Below are 21,321 nucleotides of genomic sequence, written 5' to 3'. Positions count from 1 at the left end.
CATGCAAAAGCTGCCCGCGCTGCTCTGGCTCTGCGCCTTCCCGCTGGCCAGCTTGGCACAATCCGCCAAGCCCGCCGCCGAAGTCCGCCGCTACGCCATTGAGGTGGCCGGCCTTCAGGTGGGCACCATGACGGCCACCCGCCAGCCAGCCGTGGGCCCGGAGCAGGTGTACACGCTGGTGAGCGACGTGAAAGTGAATTTTCTGTTCTATCACCTGAAAATTTATTACCAGGTAACGAACCGCTTCCGCAACGGCCAGCTCCTGCTTTCCACCGTCGACGCTCACACCAACCAGGGAGATTTCGCCTCGCGCACCGAGTGGAAAGGCGACCATTACGCCATCGTGGCCCACCAGTACAAGCACCACTACGAAGCCACCGAAACCCAGCCCATTCGCTACGCCGTCACCAACATGTTCTTCGCCGAGCCCGCCGGGCAACCGCGGGCCTTTGCAGAATATTTCGGCGACTATTTTGCCCTCACCCGGGCCAAAGACGGCACCACCCGCGCCGTGCGCGACGGCCGCGAAGACGAGTACCAGTACGCCAACGGCCAGCTGGTCGCCATCATCAAAAAGAACCCGCTCAAGAACTTCATCATCCGGCTGCTGCCGTGAGGCCAGGCAACGCGCTACCGGTCGGCGAACGTTTGGCCGGCGCGCACCATGCGGCGCAGCAGCGGGCTGGCGCGGTACCGGTCTTCGTGGTACTCGTCGTACAGGGCGTCCAGCGTGTTCAGCACCTGCGGCAAACCCAGCTCATCGGCCCAGGCCAACAGGCCTTTGGGGTAGTTCACGCCTTTGGTCATGGCCAGTTCCAAGTCTTCTTTCGAGGCCACGTTGAGCGCCAGCGCATCCACGGCTTCGTTGATGAGCATGGCCAGCACGCGGGTCACAATCTGGTGGCCCATCTGCTCGTCGCGGTTCGGCTCGGGGAGCACGGCATCGGCGGCGTAGTTGTAGAAGCCGCGGCCTGTTTTGCGGCCGTAGTAGCCGGCTTCAAACAGGCGCTTCTGAGTGAAAGATGGCTTGAAGCGCGGGTCAAAAAAGAAGGAGGAAAACACCGATTCCGTGACGCGGTAGTTCACGTCGTGGCCGATGAAATCCATGAGGGCAAACGGGCCCATGCGGAAGCCGCCCAACTCGGTCAGGGCCCAGTCGATGGTGGCCATGTCGGCCACGCCTTCTTCCAGCAGCCGGATGGCTTCGCCGTAGAAAGGCCGCGCCACGCGGTTCACGATGAAGCCGGGGGTGTCCTTGGTCAGCACGGGAAGCTTGCCCCAGCTTTGGACCAGGCTGCGAACTTCTTCGGCCAGTCCCTTGCGCGTCTGCACGGCCGGAATGATTTCGACCAGCGCCATGAGCGGGGCCGGGTTGAAGAAGTGAATGCCAATGAACCGCTCCGGTCGCTGGCAGGCCGCGGCAATGGACGCAATGGAAAGCGACGAAGTGTTGCTGGCCAGCATGCACTCCGCCGAAACCACTGCTTCCACCTGCCGGAATACCTGCTGCTTCACCGCCAGTTCTTCTACAATGGCTTCGAGCACTAGGCTGCAACCCGCAAAGTCCTGCATGTCGGTGGTCGGGCGCAGGCGAGCGATGGCGGCTTCGGCGGCTTCAGTCGGCATTTTGCCTTTCTCAGCCAGCTTGCGCAGGGTGCTGGCAATGCCGGCGGTGGCTTTTTCGAGCGCCGTGGCGCTCTGGTCCAGCAGGTACACGTCGTGTCCGGCCACGGCCACCACTTGCGCAATGCCTGCGCCCATGGCCCCGCTGCCGATGATTCCAATGGTCATGCGTTCAGGCTAGTTGTGGCATTTGAAGTAGTCGAAAGGCTCCAGGCAGTCGTCGCATTGGTAATGCGCCTTGCAAGCCGTGGAGCCAAACTGGCTCACCAAATGCGTGTGCGTCGATTTGCAAACCGGGCAGCGCACGGCCGTGTCTTTGCCAAACAGGTTCAGCACGTGGCCGGTGGCTGTGCCGTCCACGGGCGGGGCAATGCCGTAGGCTTCCAGCTTCTCGCGGCCGGCCTGGCTCATCCAATCCGTGGTCCAGGCCGGGCTGAGCTGGTTGTGAATAACCACGTTGGAATAGCCTTCCGCCAGCAAGCGCAGCCGGATTTCGGTGGCAATGACGTTCATGGCCGGGCAGCCCGAGTAGGTGGGTGTGATGGTCACGGTAATCTGGTCGCCCGCCACGGCTACCGCGCGCACGATGCCCAAATCCAGGATGCTGAGCACCGGCACTTCGGGGTCGCTCACTTCTTCCAGCAGCTGCCAGATGTGGGCTTCGGTGGGAGCGGCGGCGGTTACCATGTCAGGCCGGGGTACGTGCGCTGCATGTATTGCAGCTCCGACAGCAGATAGCCCAGATGCTCGGTGTGGCGACCGGTTTTGCCGCCTTGCTGCCCAAATACCGGGCCCGGCAGCGGCAGCGTGGCTTCGGCAAATACATAGGCGGTATGCGCCTGCATGGCCGGCAGTAGCGTAGCATAGTCGGGCAGCACGCCCAATTCCTGCAGGGCCTTTTCGGTAGGAGTGGCCGTGGTCAGCTCCTCGCCAAAGCGCCAGAGCGTGGCAATGGCTTTCTCCAGCCGCTGCCGGCTCTCGGGCGTGCCATCGCCGAGGCGAATTACCCACTCCGAGCTCCACTTGAGGTGGTAGGAAGCCTCTTTTACCGACTTCTCGGCAATAGCGGCCAACTGCGTATCGGGGCAATTGAGCAGCGCTTTCAGCAGGTGGTAGTGGAAATTATCGAACAGAAACTGGCGCAGGATGGTGTGCGCAAAGTCGTTGTTGGGCTGTTCCACCAGCAGCGGGTTGCGGTATTCCACGGCGCTGCGCAGGTACGCCAGGTCGTCTTCGGTGCGGCCCTGGCCTTCCAGCTCAGCCGCGTATTGGTAGTAGCTGCGTGCCTCGCCCAGCAGGTCCAGCGCAATGTTGGCCATGGCCAGGTCCTGCTCCAGCACGGGGCCGTGCCCGCACCACTCCGAAAGGCGGTGCGCCAGTATCAGGCTGGTGTCGGCCAACTGCAGCACGAAGGGAAACAGCGGGCCCGGGGCGGTGGCCGGTGTGGCAGCGGCCACGCGGGAGTCGTTTTGCGGCAGCATGGCAGTTACATGTGTTTGATGGAATCCGGCACCTCGTAAAACGTGGGGTGGCGGTACACTTTGTCGGCGGCCGGGTCGAAGAAGGCCTCCGAGTCGTCGGGATTGGACGCGTGGATGTGCTTCGACTCCACCACCCAGATGCTCACGCCTTCGAGGCGGCGCGTGTACACGTCGCGGGCGTTTTGCACGGCCATGGTGGCGTCGGCGGCGTGCAGGCTGCCCACGTGTTTGTGGTCAAGCCCCTGCTTGCTGCGGATGAAAACCTCCCACAGAGGCCATTCGGATTGGTTCATTGTGCTTGAAAAAACCTCACCCCCGGCCCCTCTCCCAAGGAGAGGGGAGCCACGGCGGCGCGGTTAGTTGCTAAGTGTAAAAATGTCATCTGGCTTCCCTCTCCTTGGGAGAGGGGCCGGGGGTGAGGTTTACGCCGCTACTGCCTCCCGCGCGGCGCGCTTGGCCGCGTGGGCGTTGGCGGCCTCGCGCACCCAAGCGCCTTCCTCGTGGGCCGAAGCCCGGGCCTGCAGGCGCTCTTGGTTACACAGGCCATTGCCCTTCACCACGGCCCAGAACTCGTCCCAGTTCACTTCGCCGAAGTCGTAGGCCTGGCGCTCCTCGTTCCACTTCACTTTTTCGTCGGGCACGGTCAGGCCCAGGAACTCGGCCTGGGGCACCATCATGTCCACGAATTTCTGGCGCAACTCGTCGTTGGTGAAGCGCTTGATGCGCCACTTCATGCTTTGCTCGGTGTTGGGCGAGTCGGCATCTTTCGGGCCGAACATCATCAGCGTGGGCCACCACCAGCGGTTCAGAGCTTCCTGGGCCATGGCTTTCTGCTCGGGGGCGCCTTCGCACAGCGTTTGCATGATTTCGAAGCCCTGGCGTTGGTGGAAGCTTTCTTCCTTGCACACGCGCACCATGGCCCGGGCATACGGCCCGTAGGAGGTGCGGCACAGCGGCACTTGGTTCAGGATGGCGGCGCCGTCCACCAGCCAGCCCACGCAGCCCATGTCGGCCCAGCTCAGGGTGGGGTAGTTGAAAATGCTGCTGTACTTGGCCTTGCCTGAGTGCAGGTCGGCCAGCATCTGGTCGCGGGTGGTGCCCAGGGTTTCGGCGGCGCTGTAGAGGTAGAGGCCGTGGCCGGCTTCGTCCTGCACTTTGGCCAGCAAAATGGACTTGCGCTTGAGCGAAGGGGCGCGGGTAATCCAGTTGCCTTCGGGCAGCATGCCCACCAGTTCGGAGTGGGCGTGCTGCGAAATCTGGCGAATGAGGGTTTTGCGGTACGCCTCCGGCATCCAGTCCTTGGGCTCGATGCGCACGTCGGCATCGATGCGGGCCTGAAACTGTTCTTCCGGGGTGAGGACTTGTTCGAGCGTTTCCATGACTAAATGGGTGGGTTTCGGGTGAATGGGAGAGAAGCGGCTACTGGTCAAAGTCAACCGTGACTTCCGGCGTGGTGGGCCGGGCCTGGCAAGTAAGTACGTAGCCCTTGGCCACTTCGGTGTCGGACAGCGAGTAGTTTACGTCCATCTCGGCCGTGCCGGCCGTGACGCGGGCCCGGCAGGTGCTGCACATGCCGTTTTTGCAGGAGTAAGGCGCATCCACCCCAATGGCCAGCAGGGCATCGAGCACCGTGTCGCCGTAGTACGACATGGCCAGCGGGTAGGCGCGGCCGTCGAGCTGCACCGTTACCTGGCTTTTTTGGTCGTCGTCGCCCACCGGCCGGGGCGTCGCGGCCCGGGCCGTGGTGGGGCTGCTGCTGGAGGCAAAAAGCTCAAAGTGAATGTGCTCGGCCGCAACGCCGGCTTCCGTCAACGCCTGCTTCACGCCGTGAATCATCTCCTCCGGTCCGCAGATGTAGGCCTCGTCGAGCCGGTCGGCGGGCACTATTTTTTGCAGAAATTCCGCCGCTTTGGCGTAGTCGAGGCGGCCGAAAAACAACTCGCTGTCGCCTTGCTCACGGCTCAGCACGTGGTACACGCTCAGGCGGTGCAGGAATTTGTTCTTCAGCCCTTCAATGGCCTCTTTGAAAATAATGGAATTGCGGCCGCGGTTGCCGTACACCAGGTACACGTGGCTGCCCGGCTCGGTGAGCAGCACCGTCTTGGCGATGCTCAGGATGGGGGTGATGCCGCTGCCGGCCGCAAACAGTGCGTAGCGCTTGGCCTGCGTGGGGTGTAGGCTGGGCGAGAAGCGCCCCTGCGGCGGCATCACGTCCAGGGTATCGCCGGCGTGGAGGCCTTCCACGGCAAAGGTGGAAAAGCGGCCTTCGGGCACTTTTTTGATGGCCACGCGCCACTCATCGTCGAGCGGGCTGCTGCAAATGGAGTAGGACCGCCGCAGCTCTTCGCCCTCGTGTTCGCGGCGCAGGGTGAGGTACTGGCCGGGCGTGTAGCGAAACGTGTCGCGCAGCTCGGCCGGCACGTCAAACGCCAGCGAAACGCAGTCGGGCGTTTCGCGACGGATGTTCTTGATGGTAAGCTTATGAAACCGGCTCATGGGTGGGATGGGATGAGCAGTGAGGGCGTAGGGCGGAAGCACCTCCAACCGCCGCGCTCCGAAAGCCGGCAGTCAGAAGGCTGCCTACTGGTTGCCAATACAAAAGGCAGCAGTCGGCAGCATTACAAATATAGTCAATATAACCCCAAAAGCTAACGAGTGTTTGTTTTAATCAAAACGCCACAAACGCGGCTACTACGCATGAGCTGGAAACACTGCACGTTCAACCTTTTCTTGCTGCAAGACGGGCGGAGTTGTTCAGGCGGCGGCTCTTGCCCCAAACCCCGAGCGCAGCAGCACATACAGCCCCGCCACGGGCAGCGGGCTCACCACAAAGTCCAGCAGTTGGCGGCTGAGACGGTAGGCCCATTGGGCATCGCCAGCCAGCTTGCCCAGCACCACCAAGGCCACGTACACGGCCAGTGTGCCGGCATACAGCCGCAGCACGAGGCGCCATTGCGCAGCCGCTGGCAGCAGCAGGCGCAACAGCAGCAGGCAAATGCTCAGGTACCCCACCGCGTAGGTGGCCACCACCGGCAGCGGCCGCTTCACCACGCTGCCGCTGATGTTTTGCTGCAGGGCTTCGACTTGCTGGCGCAGCCCCACGGCGGCCAGCATGCGCTGCCACCATTTCGTCAGGACCGTCAGCACGGCCACGTCGTACACGCCCAGTAGGAGCAGGGCCGCCAGCAGCGCCCCCACCAGCACCCAGCGGCCTCCAATGCTGCGCCGAGCCAATACTTGCTCAGTCATGGGCCGGGGCGTTGGGAGCCACGGCCAGGCGCCGGGCCCACAGCATCCAGAGGCCGAAAATGCAGCCGTACACCACGAAATTGAACGTGTAGTGGTGGTTGAATTCCAGCGACGAATGCGCGTAGCGGTGGTTGATGGCCAGTGCGGCCACGCGCAGCACGTTCAGCCCCCAGATGAGGGCCATGCCGGCCGGAATAAACCACGCCTTGCGCCGCCACGGCCCCGGAAATGCCAGCACGAAGCCGCCAAACAATGCGTACAGCACCAGCCCGTTGCAAGGCGGGTACACCACCACCGAAGGTCGGCCGTTCATAAGAACCAATTGGTCGTAGGTGGGGCTCACGCCTGCTTCAAACCCCAGCCCTTGTAGCAGGCCCACGCTGCTGCGCGTAATCTGGGCGCATAAGGCGGCGTCGAGGCGCCCATCGGGGCCCAGCCATTGCTGATAGCCGAAAAACCACGCCAGGTACATGGCCGCGGCCACAAGCAAAAAGCGAAACAGCAGCCGATTGTCGGGCGGTGCGCCGGCGGCGGGGGCGGATGGGAGCATAGGGCAGGAAAGATAACAGCTGCGAAGCTGCAAAAAAAAGACGGCCTTTCTCAGCAGAAAGGCCGTCGTGCTAATGCGGGCGGTTTGGAAGCAAGCCGCTACGCTTTCTTGCGGCGGTCGCGCAGGCGCTTGAGGCCGTAGGCCACCCCGCCGGCCAGCAGAAGCGAGGCGCCGCCATCCAGCGGCACTTCGGCGGCGGGCGTGCCGGGCGTGGGGCCGCCCGAGCCGGGGCCTTGGGCAAGTACGGTTCCGGCAAAGGCCAGCACGAGAGTAAAAGCTGGTAGCAAGCGAGTTAGGAGAAATGATTTCATGCGTTAGGGCTGAGAAGGTGAAGTGAAATGCGTAGGCAACCAGAGCGGTAAATGTATCACAATGTTTTTGAAATATAGCTTTCGGAAAGTATTATCTGTGTTAAATCATAAGTCGGTGCTTGGGCCATTAAATGAAGGGCAAGCGGACGGTTTTTCACTACGGGGCTCAGCTAGCTTGGTTTGCCTGCTCGCATGAAAATACCACGCGGCGGGGAGGCGTGGCGTGCTACTCCGGCGGCGTGCCTACCTTGCGGCAGCTGTTTCGCTTGTTTTCCTAGCCCATGCTTTCTCCTACCGACGCTGCCGCGCCGGCGGCCGGCCCCGCCGACTACCATCCCCTCATCCGCCAGGTATTTGCCGAGATGGGCAAAGTCGTGGTGGGCCAGCAGCCCCTGCTTAGCCGCCTGCTCATCGGCCTGTTCACGGGCGGGCACATCCTGCTCGAAGGCGTGCCCGGCCTGGCCAAAACCCTCACCATTTCCACGCTGGCCAAGGTGCTGCACCTGCACTTTCAGCGGGTGCAGTTCACGCCCGACCTGCTGCCCTCCGACTTGGTGGGCACCATGATTTACAACCAGAACCAGTCCATCTTCGAGGTGAAGAAAGGGCCGATTTTTGCCAACCTCGTGCTGGCCGACGAAATCAACCGCTCGCCGGCCAAGGTGCAGAGCGCCCTGCTCGAAGCCATGCAGGAAAAGCAGGTCACCATCGGCGACACCACCTACCCGCTCGACCTGCCCTTCCTGGTGCTGGCCACCCAAAACCCCGTGGAGCAGGAGGGCACCTACCCCTTGCCCGAGGCCCAGGTCGACCGGTTCATGCTGAAAGTGCACGTCGACTACCTCAAAAAAGCCGACGAGCTGGAGGTAATGCGCCGTATGGCCAACCTCAGCTTTGTGGAAGACGTGCAGCCGGTGCTCACGCAGGCCGACATCTATGGCATTCGGCAGCAAATCAACCAGGTACAGATTTCCGACACGTTGGAGAAGTACCTCATTGAGCTGGTGTTCGCCACCCGCCGCCCCGCCGACTACGACCTGCCCGAGTTTGCCCAGGCCGTGCAATTCGGGGCCAGCCCGCGCGCCAGCATTGCGCTACACCGCGCCTCCAAGGCCGTGGCCTACCTCGAAGGCCGCGACTACGTGCTGCCCGAAGACATCAAAGAAGTGGCCGCCGACGTGCTCAATCACCGCATTCTGCTCACGTATGAAGCCGAAGCCGACGGCATTCGGACCCAAGACCTTATCGAGGCCATCCTGCGCAAGGTGCCCATCAGCTAAGCAGCGCTCAACGCAAGTAGCGGCAGCTAGAGCAACTGCCATAAAAAAAAGGGCTGACCATACGGTCAGCCCTTTTTCATGCGAAGTACTGCAATGGTTATTCCACCACCACGCGCTTCACCACGAGGTCGTTGCCCGACTTCAGCTGCAGCGAGTACACGCCAGCAGCAAGGCGGCTCACGTCGAACTTCGCGCTGCCACCGGCGGTAGGCAGGCTCAGCTGCTGGGTCAGCACCGTCTGGCCGAGCGAGTTGATGAGCGTAGCGGTAGCAGCGTGCAGGCTGCCGGCCGGTACATCCAGCGTGAAGTTCTGGTGGGCCGGGTTGGGGTAGAGGCCCACCGTGGCGGCCAGGGCTTCGTTGCGGCTCGACGAGATGATGCTCAGGCGCACGTTGTCGATGCCCATGTCGTCGTTGCCGAAGTCCGAAGTGGCCTGGAAGCGAATCACCGTCGTGGCCGAGGTGCTGGGGATAACCACCGTCTTGGCCGTGAAGGTCGTGTTGGTGGTGGCCGTCAGCAGGGGCGTGGTGGTGAAGGTAGCGCCGCCATCGGTGCTGTAGAACACGTCCACTTTGTCGGTGCCGCTGGGGTTGATGAAGTCAAACGTCAGCGTGCGGGCACCGGCGGTGCCGCTCAGGTTGGCGTAGAGGTCAAACTTGCCCTGGGCGCCAATGGCCGAGCCGAAGGTGTGGAAGCGGGCCGAGTGGGCGCCGGTGCTCGAACGCGTCACGTAAGGAGGCGTGGGGTTGCTGGTCGAAGGGGTCTCGTAGGCCTCATACTGCCAGCCGGCCGACAGGAAGCCGTCGTCTTCGCGACGCCAAGAGTTGTCGCCGGTGGCGGGCGTATTGCGCCAGCTGTTGGTGGGCACGTCGCGCGTGCCGCCTACGCTAATCCAAGTGCCTTCGAAGCCTTCGGTGAAGGGCAGCGTGGCGTAGGCCGCGGGGGGCAGCAGGGTAGTGAAGGTGGTGGTCACCGGGATGGAGTTGGCACCCGTCGAGCAGGACGTTACCACGCTCACGGTGTAAGTGGTGCCTGAAGCCAAGCCGGTGAGGGTGATGGGCGAGCCCGTGGGGGCCGGCGTCACGGTTACGGGAGTGCCGCCAGCAGCGGTGTAGGTCACCACATAGCCACCCGTACCGGCCGGAGCCGTGAAGGTGATGGTGGCACCGGTCTGGGTGATGGAACCAGCCGCCAAGTTGTTCACCGGGGTGCAAGCCGGGGCGCTGGTTGAGGTCGTCACGGCTTCCAGCATGAAGCGGTAATTCGACGGGTTAGTAGCCGTAGCCGTGGTGGTTACGTCGGTGGGAGCAGCAGGCGTCGTGATGGACGAAGTGTAGTAGGTACCGGTGCGGGCCGTGGGGAGTTCTTCCTGCGTGGCAATGGGGAAATACTGAGTGGTCTGACCCGCCTGATAGGTCTGAGCCAAGCCTACCAGGAACTCACCGGCAGGTACTGCCACCGGAGTGTTCAGCGTGAACGTGGTGAAGGCCGTGCCGGCCACGCTGGCAGCGGTTACCACAAAATCGGGGGAGCGGCCCAGCACGGCACCCGTGGTGGGGTTCAGCACCACCGCGTACACCGTTTTGCCAATGGTGCTGCCAGCGCCCGTGCCCACGAAATCAACCAGGAAAGCGCGAACCGCCGTCACGTTAACCGACGTGTTGGCCGTGAATTTGGTCGAGAAAGCCGCCGTCGAGGTCGTGCTGGGACCAAAACCCCGAGCCGAAGTCGGTGCCGAAGCGTCGCTGTACGAGTAGTCGGAGGTGTTAACGACCTGCGTGGCGGTAGCCGTGTTATTCGAGGGGTTGCCATCGCCCGTGGCGTTTGCCGTTACGGTTACCGTGTTGGTTCCAGCAGTGGTGGGCACGTAAGGGTCAAACGTAACCGTGGTGGAAGCACCTGCGGCCAGCGAAGCAATAGTTTTGGTGTTGGTAAAGGTGTTGGCACCCGTTACGCTCAAGGCGACCGGGAAATTGGTCAGGGCACCGGTTCCGGCATTGGTCACGTAGGCCCGCACGGCGTGCGGCGCGCCCTGCGGAATGGGCAGCTTGGTGAGCGTATAAACCACCGACACTTTCGCGTCGGTGCCGGTCACCGGCGAGAAGCGGAAGGTGCGGCCGGCATCCGGCAACGCCGTCTGACGGATATTGAACGCGTTGGAGGTCGTATAGTCGGTGCTGATGAAAGTGGCAGCCGACCATGCGGCCGACGACAGCTTTTCAGCCAATACTTTTTGCGACGCGCCCGTGCCTTTGATGCCGGCAACGGCCCATTCGGCGTTCGAAACGTTGGTGCTGGCCGTAGCCGGACCGTAAACGAATTCGATGATGTTGCTGCCCTCGTACAGCTTTACCTGAAAGTTCATGTTCAGGTACTGCTTGTCGATGCTAATGGTAGTGCCGGCAATTATTTGTGACTTGGGGCTCACGTTTTTCCACTGGATGGTGGTCACGCGGGAAGGGGAGGTACCGGTGGTGGCAACTCGGTATTCCGTGGTGCCCACACCAGCTTCGAGGTCGAAGTTGAACGGGAGTAGGAGGTCGTTGTCGGCAGAGCTCAGAGGGCCACCCGACACGTCCTGCGGGCCGGCCCCAAAGTAAGGCGCGGCAGGAGCCGTGGCGCCAAGCTTGAGGTAGCCATTGGTGTTCAGCACAAATTGCGTGTACGCAGTGCCATTGTAGGTGAACGTGAAGCCAATGGACGTTGCGGCGGAGTTGGCATCGTCAAAGTTGGCCGTGGTGATGGCCGTGCCGGTGGTGCCGAGGTCAGTGTAAGTGCCGGTTACGTTCGCTGCGTTGGCAGCGGGGTAATTCAGCGTTTGGGCGTTTGCCGCGAGTGGCAGCAGCGGCAACAAAGCCACCGGCAGCCACCGGCTGGCTGTTTTCAGCCGGGTCTGTAAGGTTGTAAGCATGAAAATGGGGGAAAAGTGAGGAATAAAAAAGGGGAAGTGATGAAACAAGAAGGGCCGCAAACGGCCGCAGGTCCGGCAACAAGCAATGAACCTGCGCCCAAATTACACATTAGCCACCAAACCCAGCACTTGGGTCGGGTTTCTCCAGATAAAGAATCGATTTTAATCGACCGGTCTCAGGGTTTGGGCGAAGTACGCTCAGCCAAAGTAGCCGCATTGTCGGCGGGGTTGCAGCCGGCCACGGGCACAAAGGTGCGGGCCGGCTCACCGGGGCGCTGCGCCAGGCCGTAGGTATACGTTTTGTCATAGTAATCAAGTACCAGCTCCACCATGTGGGCAAAGTCGCCGGCTTCCACAGCAGCCAGCGCCTGTTGCGTAGCCAGCCCGCCCAGCCGCTTGTGCAGCCGCTCGATGGCGGCGGCCAGCTCGACGGGGTTTTCGGCGCCGTACTCGGCGGCCAGCTTGGCCACGCGGGCCGCGCGCGGCACTTCCAGCACCCAGCGCGGCGAAGTGCGCAACTGCTCAAACAGCGGCGCGGGAATGGTGAGCCGGCCAATCTGGCGGCTTTCGTCTTCTACCCACACGGGGGCGTCGGTGGGCAGGCCGAGCAGGGCCGCGGCCAGGTTGTTTTCAAACTGCTCTTGCGTGGGCTGCGCCGGCTGCCCAATGGCCCCAAAGGCCGAGCCCTTGTGGTGGGCCAGTCCTTCCAGGTCGAGTACGGGCTGGCGGTAGGGTGCGGCGGCCAGGGCGTGCAGCACGTCGGTTTTTCCGCTGCCCGTGAGGCCGCCCAGCACCCGCCACGCGCGCGGCTCCTCAAACGAAGCCAGCACCGCGCGCCGGTAATCCTTGTAGCCCTTGTCGAGCAAATGCACCTTGAAGCCGGCCAGTTCCAGCAGCCACAGCACGGCGCCGCTGCGCATGCCGCCGCGCCAGCAGTGCAGCCGCACTTCTTTGCCAGGGGCCAGCTTTTTGGCCTGCTTCACCATGGCCGACATCTTCGGCCCGAAGAATTCCAGGCCCAGGTGCACGGCGTGCTCTTGGCTCACCTGCTTGTAGGCCGTGCCGATGCGGGCCCGCTCCTCGTCGGTGAACAGCGGCAGGTTGAGGGCACCCGGCACGTGGCCTTGCGCAAACTCAATGGGGGCCCGCACGTCGAGGATGGGGTAGGGGAGGGCTTGGAAAGCGGCCAGCGGGTGACGAGGCATGAATCGGGGAAAGGAAAAATCAATCGAACGTCATGCTTTGGCAAGCGGACGCCAGATGAAGCACGACGTTCGGCAAGCTATTTCAGCTGGCGCAGGTATAGCTGTACGGTGTTTTCGAGGCCCAGGTACAGCGCGTCGCACACCAAGGCGTGGCCGATGCTGACTTCGGCCAGCTCGGGCAGCTGGCGGTGCAGCCAGGCCAGGTTGTCGAGGTCGAGGTCGTGGCCGGCGTTCACGCCCAGCCCGAGCTGGCCGGCGCGGGCGGCGGCGGCGCGGTAGGGGGCCACCGCGGCTTCGCGGTCCTGCAAGTAGTGGCGGGCGTAGGCTTCGGTGTAGAGCTCAATGCGGTCGGTGCCGGTGGCCACGGCGCCTTCCACCAGGGCCAGGTCGGGGTCGAGGAAAATGCTGACGCGGGCGCCCAGGCCTTTCAGCTCGGCCACCACGTCCTGCAAGAAGCTGCGGTGCGTAATCACGTCCCAGCCCGCGTTGGAGGTGATGGCCTCGGGGGCATCGGGCACCAGCGTCACCTGCTCGGGGCGCACCTCGCGGCACAGGGCCAGAAAGTCGGGGGTGGGGTTGCCTTCCACGTTCAGCTCGGTGGTCACAATGCTTTTCAGGTCGCGCACGTCTTGGTAGCGGATGTGGCGCTCATCGGGCCGCGGGTGCACCGTGATGCCTTCGGCCCCGAAGCGCTCGATGTCGCGCGAGGCCTGCAGAATGTCGGGGCGGTTGTGGCCCCGGGCATTGCGCAGGGTGGCCAGTTTGTTGATGTTAACGCTGAGCTTCGTCATGGTGGTTGGGCCAGGAGGGTATGGGGGGTAGGCAGGGAGGAAGTGTTTGGAAACGGCTGTCATCCTGAGCGCAGCGAAGGACCTTCTCAGGTCTGCGTCGGGTGCGATACAGTAAACCATTCAGACGTGACAAGGTCTTTCGCTGCGCTCAGGATGACAGCCGGGGCCGTAGCTTCGGGGCGAAATTACGGCTTCCCTTTCCACGCCTCATTTCGCCATTTCACTAACACACCACTCCGCCTCATGCTAAAAGACACCATCGACGCCGCCATCAAGCAAGCCATGCTGGCCAAAGACAAAGTGCGCCTCACCGCGTTGCGCAGCATCAAATCCCAAATCATGCTGGCCGAAACCGCCGAGGGTGCCCAGGGCGGTGCCCTCACCCCGGAGGCCGAGCTCAAGCTTCTTAACAAAGCCGCCAAGCAACGCCGCGACGCCGCCGCCATTTACAAGGAGCAGTTTCGCTCCGAGCTGGAAGCCAACGAGCTGGCCGAACTAGCCATCATTGAAGAATTCCTGCCCGCGCAGCTCTCCGAAGCCGACCTCGTAGAGCGCCTCGTGCACATCATCCAGCGCGTGGGCGCCACCGGCCCTTCCGACTTGGGCAAGGTGATGGGCGTGGCCGCCCGCGAGCTGTCTGGCCAGGCCGACGGCAAGCGCATCTCCGACGTGCTCGGCCACCTGCTCAACAACACCAATTTATAAGGGCAGGAGGGTAGGAAGGTATGGGGGCAGGAGTTGAGAACTCAACCCCTTTCACACCTCCTGCCCCCATACCCTCCTACCCCTCTCACCCTAAAAATGACTGCCCTCGACATTCTGCTGTTGTTGCCGCTGGGCATCGGGGCCGTGAAGGGCTACCGGCGCGGGCTGGTGCTGGAAGTGGTGTCGCTGCTGGCGTTTGTGCTGGCCGTGGTGGGCGGGCTCAGCCTGCTGTCGGCGGCCGTGCCGCTGGTGCGCCACTACGTGGGCAGCGCGTTTGGCATGCTGCCGCTGGTGTCGTTCGCGCTGGTGTTTGTGGCCATTATGTGGGGCGTGCACCTGCTGGGCGGCCTGCTCAAAACCGCCGTGCACCTCACCCCGCTGGGCGTGCTCGATAACCTGCTGGGCGGCGTGGCCGGCGTGCTGAAGTGGGTGCTGGGCCTGAGCTTGTTGCTGCACGGCACCGGTCTGGCAGGCCTGCACCTGCTGTCGCCGAACCTGGTGGCGGGCTCGCAGGTGCTGCCCATTGTGCAGCAGGCTACCCCGCTGGCCCTGCAAATCACCGGCTACGCGCTGCCCTTCGCACAAGATTTGCTGGTGCGTATGCGCACCGCCTTCGTGAAAAGTTAAGCATGAAGCACGAGGAAGGTGATTGGCTGAAGTTCCTCTTTCCCGTGCTCCTTTCGTGTTCCGTACATGCGCCTGCTGCTGCTCGATAATTTCGACTCCTTCACCTTCACCCTGGCCGATTACCTGCGCCAGCTGAAGGCCGAAGTAGTGGTGCGCCGCAACGACGTGACGCTGCCAGAATTACAGGCCCTGGCCTTCGATGGCATTGTGCTGTCGCCCGGGCCCGGCGTGCCGGCGCAGGCAGGCGTCATGCCGGCCGTCATCGGGCACTACCACCAGCGGGTGCCCATGCTGGGCGTGTGCCTGGGCCACCAGGCGCTGGGCGAGTTCTTCGGCGGCACCGTGACGCGGGCGGCGCGGCCCGTGCACGGCAAGGTGTCGGAAATGCAGTGCATGCCCGATGAGCCGCTGTTTGCGGGCCTGCCGGCCACGCAGCCCGTCACGCGCTACCACTCGCTGCTGCTGCAGGAGCCCCTGCCGCCGGCCCTGGTGCCGCTGGCCCGCACCACCGGGCCGGTGTCCGAGCTCATGGCCCTGCGCCACCGCACGCTGCCGCTCTACGGCGTCCAATTTCACCCCGAAGCCCTGCTCACGCCGCACGGACTGGCAATTTTGGCCAATTGGCTGCGCTGTTGTATCATTGCCAAAACCGCCGGGAATTGACGAGAAACGAGATGGAATTGCGCCACCAGCACCAGCATGGGTACGAATACGTGGACGAAGGCCAGGGCCCCGTTCTGCTCCTGCTGCACGGTCTGTTCGGCGCCCTGAGCAACTGGCAGGACGTCGTCACGGAGTTTTCGGCCGACTACCGCGTCATCATTCCGCTGCTGCCGATATACGACATGCCCCTTACCCAGGCCGGCGTGCCGGGCCTTGTGGCCTACGTCGAAGGCTTTGTGAAGGCGCTGGCCTTGCCACCCACGTTTACCGTGCTGGGCAACTCGCTTGGCGGCCACATTGCCTTGGTGTATACCCTTAATAACAAAGCCCGCGTCAGCCGGCTGGTGCTCACGGGCAGCAGCGGCTTGTTCGAGGACAGCATGGGCGGCTCCTTCCCCAAGCGCGGCAACTACGCCTACGTGCAGGAGCGGGTCGGCTATACGTTCTACGACCCCAAGGTAGCCACCCAGGAGCTGGTCGACGAGGTGTTCAACGTCACAAATTCCAACGCCAAGTGCTTGCGCATCATTGCCATCGCGCGGTCGGCGCAGCGCCACAACCTGAGCAAGGAGCTGACCAAAATCGAGGTGCCCACCCTGCTGGTGTGGGGGCTGAACGACACCATCACGCCGCCGCCGGTGGCCCACGAGTTTGCCCGCCTGCTGCCCCACGCCGAGCTACGCTTCCTCGACCACTGCTGCCACGCCCCCATGATGGAGCGCCCCGCCGGGTTCAACCGCTACCTGCGCCGGTTTTTGCGTACTACCGAAACGGCCCCCGCCGTGGCTGCCTAAACGGCGGGTATCTTTTTCGCCGGCTCGATTGTTGTTCCTTTACGCGCGCCGCTTGGCGCACCCGCTACCTTATTCTATCCCTTCCCACTAACGCCGCGTTATTGCCTTTACCCTCATCATTAGCCCCGCATATGCCTGCCCTGCTCGCCGAGGATTTACTCAACGAAATGATTCCGCCCCTGAAAGGCACCGATTCGGCGGGCAAAGCGGCTCGCTGGCTCGATGAGTTTCACGTGGCCCAGTTGCCCGTGCTCGACAACCGCCACTACCGCGGCCTCGTCACCGAATCCGACCTGGCCGATTTCGACGACCCGGAGACCTTGCTCTCGGAGCTGCCCCTGGGCTTCGGCGACGCCTACGTGCGCCCCGACCAGCACTTCTACCGCGTGATGGAGCTGGCCATTGAAAATAAAATTCAGCTGGTGCCCGTGGTAGATGAGCGGCACGAATACGCCGGCGTCGTCACCATTGCCGATGCCTTGGCCGCGTTTGGCCAGCAGCCGGCCGGCGGGCAGGGCGGCATCATTGTGCTCACCATGGAGGAGCGCGACTACTCGCTCACCCAAATCAGCCGCTACGTGGAGGAAAACAACGCCAAAGTCATCAGCGCGCTGGTGGCTCAGGACGAAGTCGACCCCCAGCGCATTCGCCTCACACTCAAGCTTAATACCGACAACCTGACCCGCATCACGGCCACCCTCGAGCGGTTTGGCTACGTGGTAACGGCCCAGTTCAGCGGCACTGCCGCCCCGAACGAAGACGAGCAGGAGCGCTACGACGCCCTCCTGCGGTACCTGAGCGTGTAACGGCGGGGTGCTCGGAGTCCTGTTACTGTTCCTGCAGACGCTGCTTGGCGCTCCGGCTCCGGCCGATACACTGCCCCATGCGCTACGCCCCACCATCGCGCCCGCCGATACGCTGGTGCGCATCGTGCCGTGCCCCGACGTGCAGCGCGCGGCCGTGGGCACCATCCTGTTTCTAGGCAATGCCGTCACCAAGGAGCGGATTCTGCGCGTCGAGCTCGATTTTCACGAAGGCGATACCCTAGCCGTGGCTGACCTGGCCGCCCGACTCGAAGCCAACCGCAGCCGCCTGTTCAACCTCCAGCTTTTCCACACCGTGGTGGTGCAGGCCAGCTGCTCCGGCGGCAAATGGCTCATTGTGTTCGGTTTGCAGGAGCGTTGGTACCTATTTCCGGTGCCCATCCTCTCGCTGGCCGACCGCAACCTGCGCTCTTGGCTCGACCGCTCCGACCGTTGGAAGCGCGTCGACTACGGCGTGCACCTAGTGCGCAGCAACTTTCGCGGCCGCAACGAGCAGATTATGGCCAACCTGCAGCTGGGCTTCAACCGCAAGTATGAGCTGTTTTACGAGGCCCCCGGCCTGGGCCACTACCGCCGCTTGGGCCTTGGCGCGGGCGCGTCCTATTACCAAAGCCACGCCCTCGACTACATCACGCTCGGCGACCGCCTCGTGCCGTTTCGGGCCGATGACAACTTTCCCATTCAGCGGCTCTATTTCACGGGCGGCCTGCGCTTCCGGCACACCGTGCAGTTCCTCACGGCGCTGGACGTTTCCTATCACCGCGAGCAGATAAGCGACTCCATTCGTTACCGCAACCCGGAGTATTACCTGGGCCGTACCCAGCGCGAATACCTCGATTTTACCTTCACCACCACCCGCAACCAGCGCAACACCTTCGCCTATCCCCTCACGGGCAAGTACGCGCAGCTGAGCGTGTCGCACCGCGTGTTCCTGGGACGCACAGCCCCCAGCGTCACCACCGTGCACGCTACGTACTCGCGCTACCTGGCGCTGGGGCACCGGTTCTACTATAGCATTGGGCTGAGTGCACAGGCACGCTTCGCCGAAAAGCTAGCCTACGCCGACGTGCGGGCCCTGGGCTACGCCGACTTGGTGCGCGGCTACGACGAGTACGTCATCGATGGCCGCCACTACGGCTTGCTGCAGCAGGGGCTGTCTTACCAGCTGTTGCAGCCCCGCAACATTCAGCTAGGCTCCATCGACAATCCCAAAATCAACAGCATTCCGCTGGCGCTCTACCTCAATATCTTTACCGACGCCGGCTATGTGGCCGCCCCCAGCCATTTGCCCCAAAACCGCCTTCCCAACCGCCTGCTCAGCGCCGTGGGCCTCGGCTTGCACCTCGTCACGTACTACGACCGGGTGTTCACGGCCGAGTACACCCTGAACGGCTTGGGGCAAACCGGTTACTTTTTTCGCGCCGAATTCCCCATTTGATGGCGAATGACTCGCCGGTTGGGTTGTTAATTTGTTATCAATCTTCCTGCGGAAACGCCTTTTCCCGAGCGTAACCTGTCCGCTGCCTCCGCATGAAAATCGCCATCCTTGGCAAGCCTTTCGACGACGAAGCTGCCCCCGCCATCCAGGCGCTGCTCGATGATTTGGCCGCCCGCCGGGCCGAAGTCCGCATCGGCGAGTCCTTCCGCACTTTCCTCGACAACCGCCTGCGCCTACCGCCCGGCACCACCGAGTTTCGGCGCGGCGACTCATTGCGCGGCGTGCAGTTCGTGCTCAGCATCGGCGGCGACGGCACTCTGCTCGATACCGTTACCTACGTCGGCGCCCTGCAAATCCCCATTTTGGGTATTCATACCGGCCGGCTCGGCTTCCTGGCCACCATCACCCCCGACCGCATTGCCCAGGCCATCGACGCCCTATATAAAGGCCACTTCAATATCGAAGAGCGCAGCCTGATTCGCGTCGATACGGACCCCGACGTTTTCGGCGGGCTCAATTTTGGGCTCAATGAATTCAGCGTGCTCAAGCGCGACACTTCGTCCATGATTGTCGTGCACACGTACATCGATGGCGAATACCTCAATTCTTATTGGGCCGATGGCTTGGTGGTGGCCACGCCCACCGGCTCCACCGGCTATTCGCTGAGCTGCGGCGGCCCCGTGATGCTGCCGCAAACAAACAATTTCATTATTGCCCCCGTATGCCCCCACAATCTGAACGTGCGCCCGCTCGTGGTGTCTGACCAGAGCGTGATTTCCTTCGAAATCGAAGGCCGTAGCACCAGCTACATGCTGGCGCTCGATTCCCGCTCCCTGCCCGTCGAAGCCTCCGTCCAGATAGCCGTTCGCCGCGAAACTTTCAACGCTCGTCTAGTAAAGCTCAACCACGTTAACTTCCTAAGTACCTTGCGCAGTAAGCTGAATTGGGGCCTCGACCGCCGCAACCCGGCAGGAATTTAAATAGAAACGGATAGCTTTTTTTTGGAAAAAAACGTTGAAAGTTTTTTTAGTTCCCGATTAGGCCTACTTTTGTCACCGTCTGAAACTGCGCATTCACTGCTCTGCCCTCAACACCCCGAAACCCGAATCATCATTTTAGTTGCCTTATGAAAAATATTTTCACTTATTCTTCGGCACTTGTGCTGGGCCTGGCCTTGGTGGCGACGCCCGATGCAGATGCTCAGCAGTTCAGCAAGCGGAAGCAGTATAACTCCATTGGCTTCAGCCTGAACGCCATGAACTACTTCGGCGACGTGACGCCGGTGACCAACTTCACCAGCCTGCGTCTGGGGGCTACTCGGGTAGGTGCCGGTGTTTCCATCACGCGTCGCTTCTATCCGCGTTTGTCGGGCCGCTTTGGTCTCTCTTACGGCCGTATCTCGGGCGACGACTCGCAGGCAGCCAACAGCGAAGACCCGGATGCACGTTTCCGCTACAACCGGAATATGACCTTCCGCAACGACATTTTCGAAGCTTCGGCCGTTGCCGTTATCGACTTGATTGAGAACCGCAACAACTACCTGAAGCGTCCGGACTTTGTGCCGTATGTATTTGTAGGCGTGGCCGGTTTCTACCACAATCCCAAAGGTTTGGTAGGCAAGAACAACCTCGGCCTTTCCGAAGGTCAGTACGTTGCCTTGGCCGACCTGAAAACGGAGGGCCAAGACAAAGCTTACGGTCAGACGCAGTTTTCCATTCCTTTCGGCGGTGGTATCCGCTACCGCATCAACCGTAACTTTGACGCAAGCCTCGAAATCGGCTGGCGCAAAACCTTCACCGACTACCTCGACGACGTAGGAGGAAACTATGCTGACCCGGCCAAGCTAACGACTGCTTCCCAGCAGTACTTTGGCCGCGACATCACGCGTAGCATTTCGCAGCCCGACAACAATTTTAACCCAACGAAATTTCCCGGTTTCCTCGGTACCCCCAATAACCCGTCTCCTCGCGGCGATAAAGGCAATAAAACCGATTGGTACATCGTTACAGGCGTGACGTTGAACTACATCTTGACGCCCCGCATCAAGAACCCGAAATTCCGCTAGCCTGCGGCCGCTGGCCGAAACGCTACTTTCCTAGCCAGCAACCTAGTTTAGATGATAAAGTCATTTGTTCAAAGTGCACTCCTCGTTTGCTTCGTGCAGGCGGGGAGTGCACTTTTTTGTGCCTCTGCCAGTGCGCAGAACACCAGTGAGTTGGGTGTTGGCCTCGGGGCCACCAACTACCGCGGAGAAATCTCGCCCGATTACCAGTTGCAAAACAACCGGCCGGCCTTCACCGTCTTCTACCGTAAGGATGTATCGGTGCCCATCACGCTGCGCGGAGGCTTCACCGCGGGCTTTCTGCGCGCCGACGACGGCAACGTGACCGGCGAGAACGGGGGCGTACCGCCCCTGCAAAACTACCGCCAAGCCAATACCAAAGGCAGCATTCTGGAAGCATCGGCGGTGGTGGAATACAATTTCCTAGACTACCACTACCGCACCGATAAGATACACTTCACCCCTTACCTGTTCGCCGGCGTTGCTGCTTTCTATGCCAGCACCACCACGGTGAGCAACACCCTGGGTGGGGAGTTCAATCAGGAAGGGTCCATGTTGGGATTTTCCATTCCGGCCGGCGCGGGGCTCAAGTATGCCCTATCGGAGCATATCAACCTAGGTCTGGAAGTAGGCGTGCGCAAGGCTTTCACCGACCAACTCGACCATTTGTCGGAGCAGGACCCGCTGCTGGTGAACGTGCACGACCAAGACTGGTATTATTACAGCGGACTCAGCATTTCGTATACTTTCTATAAAATTCCTTGTCCGTCGCAGTACAAGAAGAATAAGAGGCTGCTGAAATAGTCA

23 protein-coding genes are annotated in these 21,321 nt (G+C 62.1%); 11 read left to right on the top strand and 12 right to left on the bottom strand.

The features are described from left to right. Nucleotide 1: 1 nt before the first annotated feature. On the top strand, nucleotides 2–616 hold the full coding sequence (locus JAO73_RS16430; protein ID WP_198978227.1) for a DUF6134 family protein: 615 nt from the start codon (nucleotides 2–4) through the stop codon (nucleotides 614–616). 14 nt (nucleotides 617–630) lie between these two features. On the opposite strand, the gene JAO73_RS16425 is transcribed toward JAO73_RS16430, so the two are convergent. The 9 genes from JAO73_RS16425 to JAO73_RS16385 form a co-directional block, all read right to left on the bottom strand. Then, nucleotides 631–1,791, bottom strand: coding sequence for a 3-hydroxyacyl-CoA dehydrogenase NAD-binding domain-containing protein (locus JAO73_RS16425; RefSeq protein ID WP_198978226.1), 1,161 nt, complete (start codon nucleotides 1,789–1,791; stop codon nucleotides 631–633). A 9-nt stretch (nucleotides 1,792–1,800) separates the two neighbouring features. After that, nucleotides 1,801–2,310 carry a 1,2-phenylacetyl-CoA epoxidase subunit PaaD gene (paaD, locus tag JAO73_RS16420; RefSeq protein ID WP_190928200.1) on the bottom strand — a complete coding sequence of 170 codons (510 nt, stop codon included), beginning with the start codon at nucleotides 2,308–2,310 and terminating at the stop codon, nucleotides 1,801–1,803. After that, on the bottom strand, nucleotides 2,304–3,104 hold the full coding sequence (gene paaC / locus JAO73_RS16415; protein WP_198978225.1) for a 1,2-phenylacetyl-CoA epoxidase subunit PaaC: 801 nt from the start codon (nucleotides 3,102–3,104) through the stop codon (nucleotides 2,304–2,306). Before paaC ends, paaD begins: the two co-directional genes overlap by 7 nt. 5 nt (nucleotides 3,105–3,109) lie before the next feature. Beyond that, the gene (paaB, locus tag JAO73_RS16410; RefSeq protein ID WP_190928204.1) at nucleotides 3,110–3,397 is read right to left on the bottom strand and encodes a 1,2-phenylacetyl-CoA epoxidase subunit PaaB; all 288 of its coding nucleotides are present in this window, start codon (nucleotides 3,395–3,397) and stop codon (nucleotides 3,110–3,112) included. Between the two features lie 129 nt (nucleotides 3,398–3,526). Continuing rightward, the gene (gene paaA / locus JAO73_RS16405; protein ID WP_198978224.1) at nucleotides 3,527–4,483 is read right to left on the bottom strand and encodes a 1,2-phenylacetyl-CoA epoxidase subunit PaaA; all 957 of its coding nucleotides are present in this window, start codon (nucleotides 4,481–4,483) and stop codon (nucleotides 3,527–3,529) included. A 40-nt stretch (nucleotides 4,484–4,523) separates the two neighbouring features. After that, nucleotides 4,524–5,600, bottom strand: a complete 1,077-nt coding sequence (gene paaE / locus JAO73_RS16400; protein WP_198978223.1) for a 1,2-phenylacetyl-CoA epoxidase subunit PaaE — start codon at nucleotides 5,598–5,600, stop codon at nucleotides 4,524–4,526. A gap of 258 nt (nucleotides 5,601–5,858) precedes the next feature. Continuing rightward, complete coding sequence (locus JAO73_RS16395; protein WP_198978222.1) at nucleotides 5,859–6,353, bottom strand: XrtX-associated membrane protein; 495 nt, start codon at nucleotides 6,351–6,353, stop codon at nucleotides 5,859–5,861. Further along, nucleotides 6,346–6,903 carry an exosortase X gene (gene xrtX / locus JAO73_RS16390; protein WP_198978221.1) on the bottom strand — a complete coding sequence of 186 codons (558 nt, stop codon included), beginning with the start codon at nucleotides 6,901–6,903 and terminating at the stop codon, nucleotides 6,346–6,348. Before xrtX ends, JAO73_RS16395 begins: the two co-directional genes overlap by 8 nt. Nucleotides 6,904–7,001: 98 nt before the next feature. Further along, a complete protein-coding gene (locus JAO73_RS16385; RefSeq protein WP_198978219.1) occupies nucleotides 7,002–7,214 on the bottom strand; it encodes a PID-CTERM protein-sorting domain-containing protein in 213 nt (70 codons plus the stop codon). A gap of 281 nt (nucleotides 7,215–7,495) precedes the next feature. Here JAO73_RS16385 and JAO73_RS16380 point away from each other — a divergent pair, with 281 nt between their 5' ends. Then, nucleotides 7,496–8,494: an AAA family ATPase gene (locus JAO73_RS16380; protein WP_198978218.1), complete on the top strand. Its 999-nt coding sequence runs from the start codon at nucleotides 7,496–7,498 to the stop codon at nucleotides 8,492–8,494. A gap of 97 nt (nucleotides 8,495–8,591) precedes the next feature. Here JAO73_RS16380 and JAO73_RS16375 read toward each other — a convergent pair whose 3' ends face one another. The 3 genes from JAO73_RS16375 to JAO73_RS16365 all read right to left on the bottom strand — a co-directional run bounded on the left by JAO73_RS16375 (nucleotide 8,592) and on the right by JAO73_RS16365 (nucleotide 13,401). After that, nucleotides 8,592–11,405: an NIDO-like domain-containing protein gene (locus JAO73_RS16375; RefSeq protein ID WP_198978217.1), complete on the bottom strand. Its 2,814-nt coding sequence runs from the start codon at nucleotides 11,403–11,405 to the stop codon at nucleotides 8,592–8,594. A gap of 176 nt (nucleotides 11,406–11,581) precedes the next feature. Beyond that, a complete protein-coding gene (gene mnmH, locus JAO73_RS16370; protein WP_198978216.1) occupies nucleotides 11,582–12,610 on the bottom strand; it encodes a tRNA 2-selenouridine(34) synthase MnmH in 1,029 nt (342 codons plus the stop codon). Nucleotides 12,611–12,687: 77 nt separating this feature from the next. Then, a complete protein-coding gene (locus JAO73_RS16365) occupies nucleotides 12,688–13,401 on the bottom strand; it encodes a pyridoxine 5'-phosphate synthase (protein ID WP_198978215.1) in 714 nt (237 codons plus the stop codon). A 243-nt stretch (nucleotides 13,402–13,644) separates the two neighbouring features. Between JAO73_RS16365 and JAO73_RS16360 the strand changes: the two genes are divergently transcribed. The 9 genes from JAO73_RS16360 to porG all read left to right on the top strand — a co-directional run bounded on the left by JAO73_RS16360 (nucleotide 13,645) and on the right by porG (nucleotide 21,318). Continuing rightward, nucleotides 13,645–14,106 carry a GatB/YqeY domain-containing protein gene (locus JAO73_RS16360; RefSeq protein WP_190928222.1) on the top strand — a complete coding sequence of 154 codons (462 nt, stop codon included), beginning with the start codon at nucleotides 13,645–13,647 and terminating at the stop codon, nucleotides 14,104–14,106. Between the two features lie 96 nt (nucleotides 14,107–14,202). After that, on the top strand, nucleotides 14,203–14,733 hold the full coding sequence (locus JAO73_RS16355) for a CvpA family protein (RefSeq protein WP_198978213.1): 531 nt from the start codon (nucleotides 14,203–14,205) through the stop codon (nucleotides 14,731–14,733). Between the two features lie 66 nt (nucleotides 14,734–14,799). After that, on the top strand, nucleotides 14,800–15,396 hold the full coding sequence (locus JAO73_RS16350) for an anthranilate synthase component II (protein ID WP_198978212.1): 597 nt from the start codon (nucleotides 14,800–14,802) through the stop codon (nucleotides 15,394–15,396). Between the two features lie 11 nt (nucleotides 15,397–15,407). Then, nucleotides 15,408–16,190, top strand: a complete 783-nt coding sequence (locus tag JAO73_RS16345; protein WP_198978294.1) for an alpha/beta fold hydrolase — start codon at nucleotides 15,408–15,410, stop codon at nucleotides 16,188–16,190. A 131-nt stretch (nucleotides 16,191–16,321) separates the two neighbouring features. Continuing rightward, nucleotides 16,322–16,996 carry a CBS domain-containing protein gene (locus JAO73_RS16340; protein ID WP_198978211.1) on the top strand — a complete coding sequence of 225 codons (675 nt, stop codon included), beginning with the start codon at nucleotides 16,322–16,324 and terminating at the stop codon, nucleotides 16,994–16,996. Between the two features lie 7 nt (nucleotides 16,997–17,003). Then, nucleotides 17,004–18,452: a BamA/TamA family outer membrane protein gene (locus tag JAO73_RS23060; RefSeq protein ID WP_198978210.1), complete on the top strand. Its 1,449-nt coding sequence runs from the start codon at nucleotides 17,004–17,006 to the stop codon at nucleotides 18,450–18,452. Nucleotides 18,453–18,544: 92 nt separating this feature from the next. Next, on the top strand, nucleotides 18,545–19,432 hold the full coding sequence (locus JAO73_RS16330) for an NAD kinase (protein ID WP_190928234.1): 888 nt from the start codon (nucleotides 18,545–18,547) through the stop codon (nucleotides 19,430–19,432). Nucleotides 19,433–19,578: 146 nt separating this feature from the next. Beyond that, nucleotides 19,579–20,517: a DUF6089 family protein gene (locus JAO73_RS16325; protein WP_198978209.1), complete on the top strand. Its 939-nt coding sequence runs from the start codon at nucleotides 19,579–19,581 to the stop codon at nucleotides 20,515–20,517. Between the two features lie 51 nt (nucleotides 20,518–20,568). Continuing rightward, nucleotides 20,569–21,318, top strand: a complete 750-nt coding sequence (gene porG, locus JAO73_RS16320; protein WP_262896070.1) for a type IX secretion system protein PorG — start codon at nucleotides 20,569–20,571, stop codon at nucleotides 21,316–21,318. Nucleotides 21,319–21,321 lie beyond the last annotated feature (3 nt).

The sequence above is a fragment of the Hymenobacter miniatus genome (assembly GCF_016427455.1).
GTDB classification, from domain to species: Bacteria; Bacteroidota; Bacteroidia; order Cytophagales; family Hymenobacteraceae; genus Hymenobacter; species Hymenobacter armeniacus.
The sequence above is the reverse complement of the archived record's forward strand: the minus strand, read 5'-3'. Positions and strand labels throughout refer to the sequence as shown.

Coding starts and splice junctions, on each gene's coding strand:
- JAO73_RS16365 (WP_198978215.1), bottom strand. CDS start 13,401: ATGACGAAGCTCAGCGTTAACATCAACAAACTGGCCACCCTGCGCAAT.
- JAO73_RS16345 (WP_198978294.1), top strand. CDS start 15,408: ATGGAATTGCGCCACCAGCACCAGCATGGGTACGAATACGTGGACGAA.
- JAO73_RS16380 (WP_198978218.1), top strand. CDS start 7,496: ATGCTTTCTCCTACCGACGCTGCCGCGCCGGCGGCCGGCCCCGCCGAC.
- JAO73_RS16425 (WP_198978226.1), bottom strand. CDS start 1,791: ATGACCATTGGAATCATCGGCAGCGGGGCCATGGGCGCAGGCATTGCG.
- paaE (WP_198978223.1), bottom strand. CDS start 5,600: ATGAGCCGGTTTCATAAGCTTACCATCAAGAACATCCGTCGCGAAACG.
- paaA (WP_198978224.1), bottom strand. CDS start 4,483: ATGGAAACGCTCGAACAAGTCCTCACCCCGGAAGAACAGTTTCAGGCC.
- xrtX (WP_198978221.1), bottom strand. CDS start 6,903: ATGCTCCCATCCGCCCCCGCCGCCGGCGCACCGCCCGACAATCGGCTG.
- porG (WP_262896070.1), top strand. CDS start 20,569: ATGATAAAGTCATTTGTTCAAAGTGCACTCCTCGTTTGCTTCGTGCAG.
- JAO73_RS16430 (WP_198978227.1), top strand. CDS start 2: ATGCAAAAGCTGCCCGCGCTGCTCTGGCTCTGCGCCTTCCCGCTGGCC.
- JAO73_RS16360 (WP_190928222.1), top strand. CDS start 13,645: ATGCTAAAAGACACCATCGACGCCGCCATCAAGCAAGCCATGCTGGCC.
- JAO73_RS16325 (WP_198978209.1), top strand. CDS start 19,579: ATGAAAAATATTTTCACTTATTCTTCGGCACTTGTGCTGGGCCTGGCC.
- JAO73_RS16375 (WP_198978217.1), bottom strand. CDS start 11,405: ATGCTTACAACCTTACAGACCCGGCTGAAAACAGCCAGCCGGTGGCTG.
- mnmH (WP_198978216.1), bottom strand. CDS start 12,610: ATGCCTCGTCACCCGCTGGCCGCTTTCCAAGCCCTCCCCTACCCCATC.
- paaC (WP_198978225.1), bottom strand. CDS start 3,104: ATGCTGCCGCAAAACGACTCCCGCGTGGCCGCTGCCACACCGGCCACC.
- JAO73_RS16355 (WP_198978213.1), top strand. CDS start 14,203: ATGACTGCCCTCGACATTCTGCTGTTGTTGCCGCTGGGCATCGGGGCC.
- paaD (WP_190928200.1), bottom strand. CDS start 2,310: ATGGTAACCGCCGCCGCTCCCACCGAAGCCCACATCTGGCAGCTGCTG.
- JAO73_RS16385 (WP_198978219.1), bottom strand. CDS start 7,214: ATGAAATCATTTCTCCTAACTCGCTTGCTACCAGCTTTTACTCTCGTG.
- JAO73_RS16340 (WP_198978211.1), top strand. CDS start 16,322: ATGCCTGCCCTGCTCGCCGAGGATTTACTCAACGAAATGATTCCGCCC.
- JAO73_RS16395 (WP_198978222.1), bottom strand. CDS start 6,353: ATGACTGAGCAAGTATTGGCTCGGCGCAGCATTGGAGGCCGCTGGGTG.
- JAO73_RS16330 (WP_190928234.1), top strand. CDS start 18,545: ATGAAAATCGCCATCCTTGGCAAGCCTTTCGACGACGAAGCTGCCCCC.
- JAO73_RS16350 (WP_198978212.1), top strand. CDS start 14,800: ATGCGCCTGCTGCTGCTCGATAATTTCGACTCCTTCACCTTCACCCTG.
- paaB (WP_190928204.1), bottom strand. CDS start 3,397: ATGAACCAATCCGAATGGCCTCTGTGGGAGGTTTTCATCCGCAGCAAG.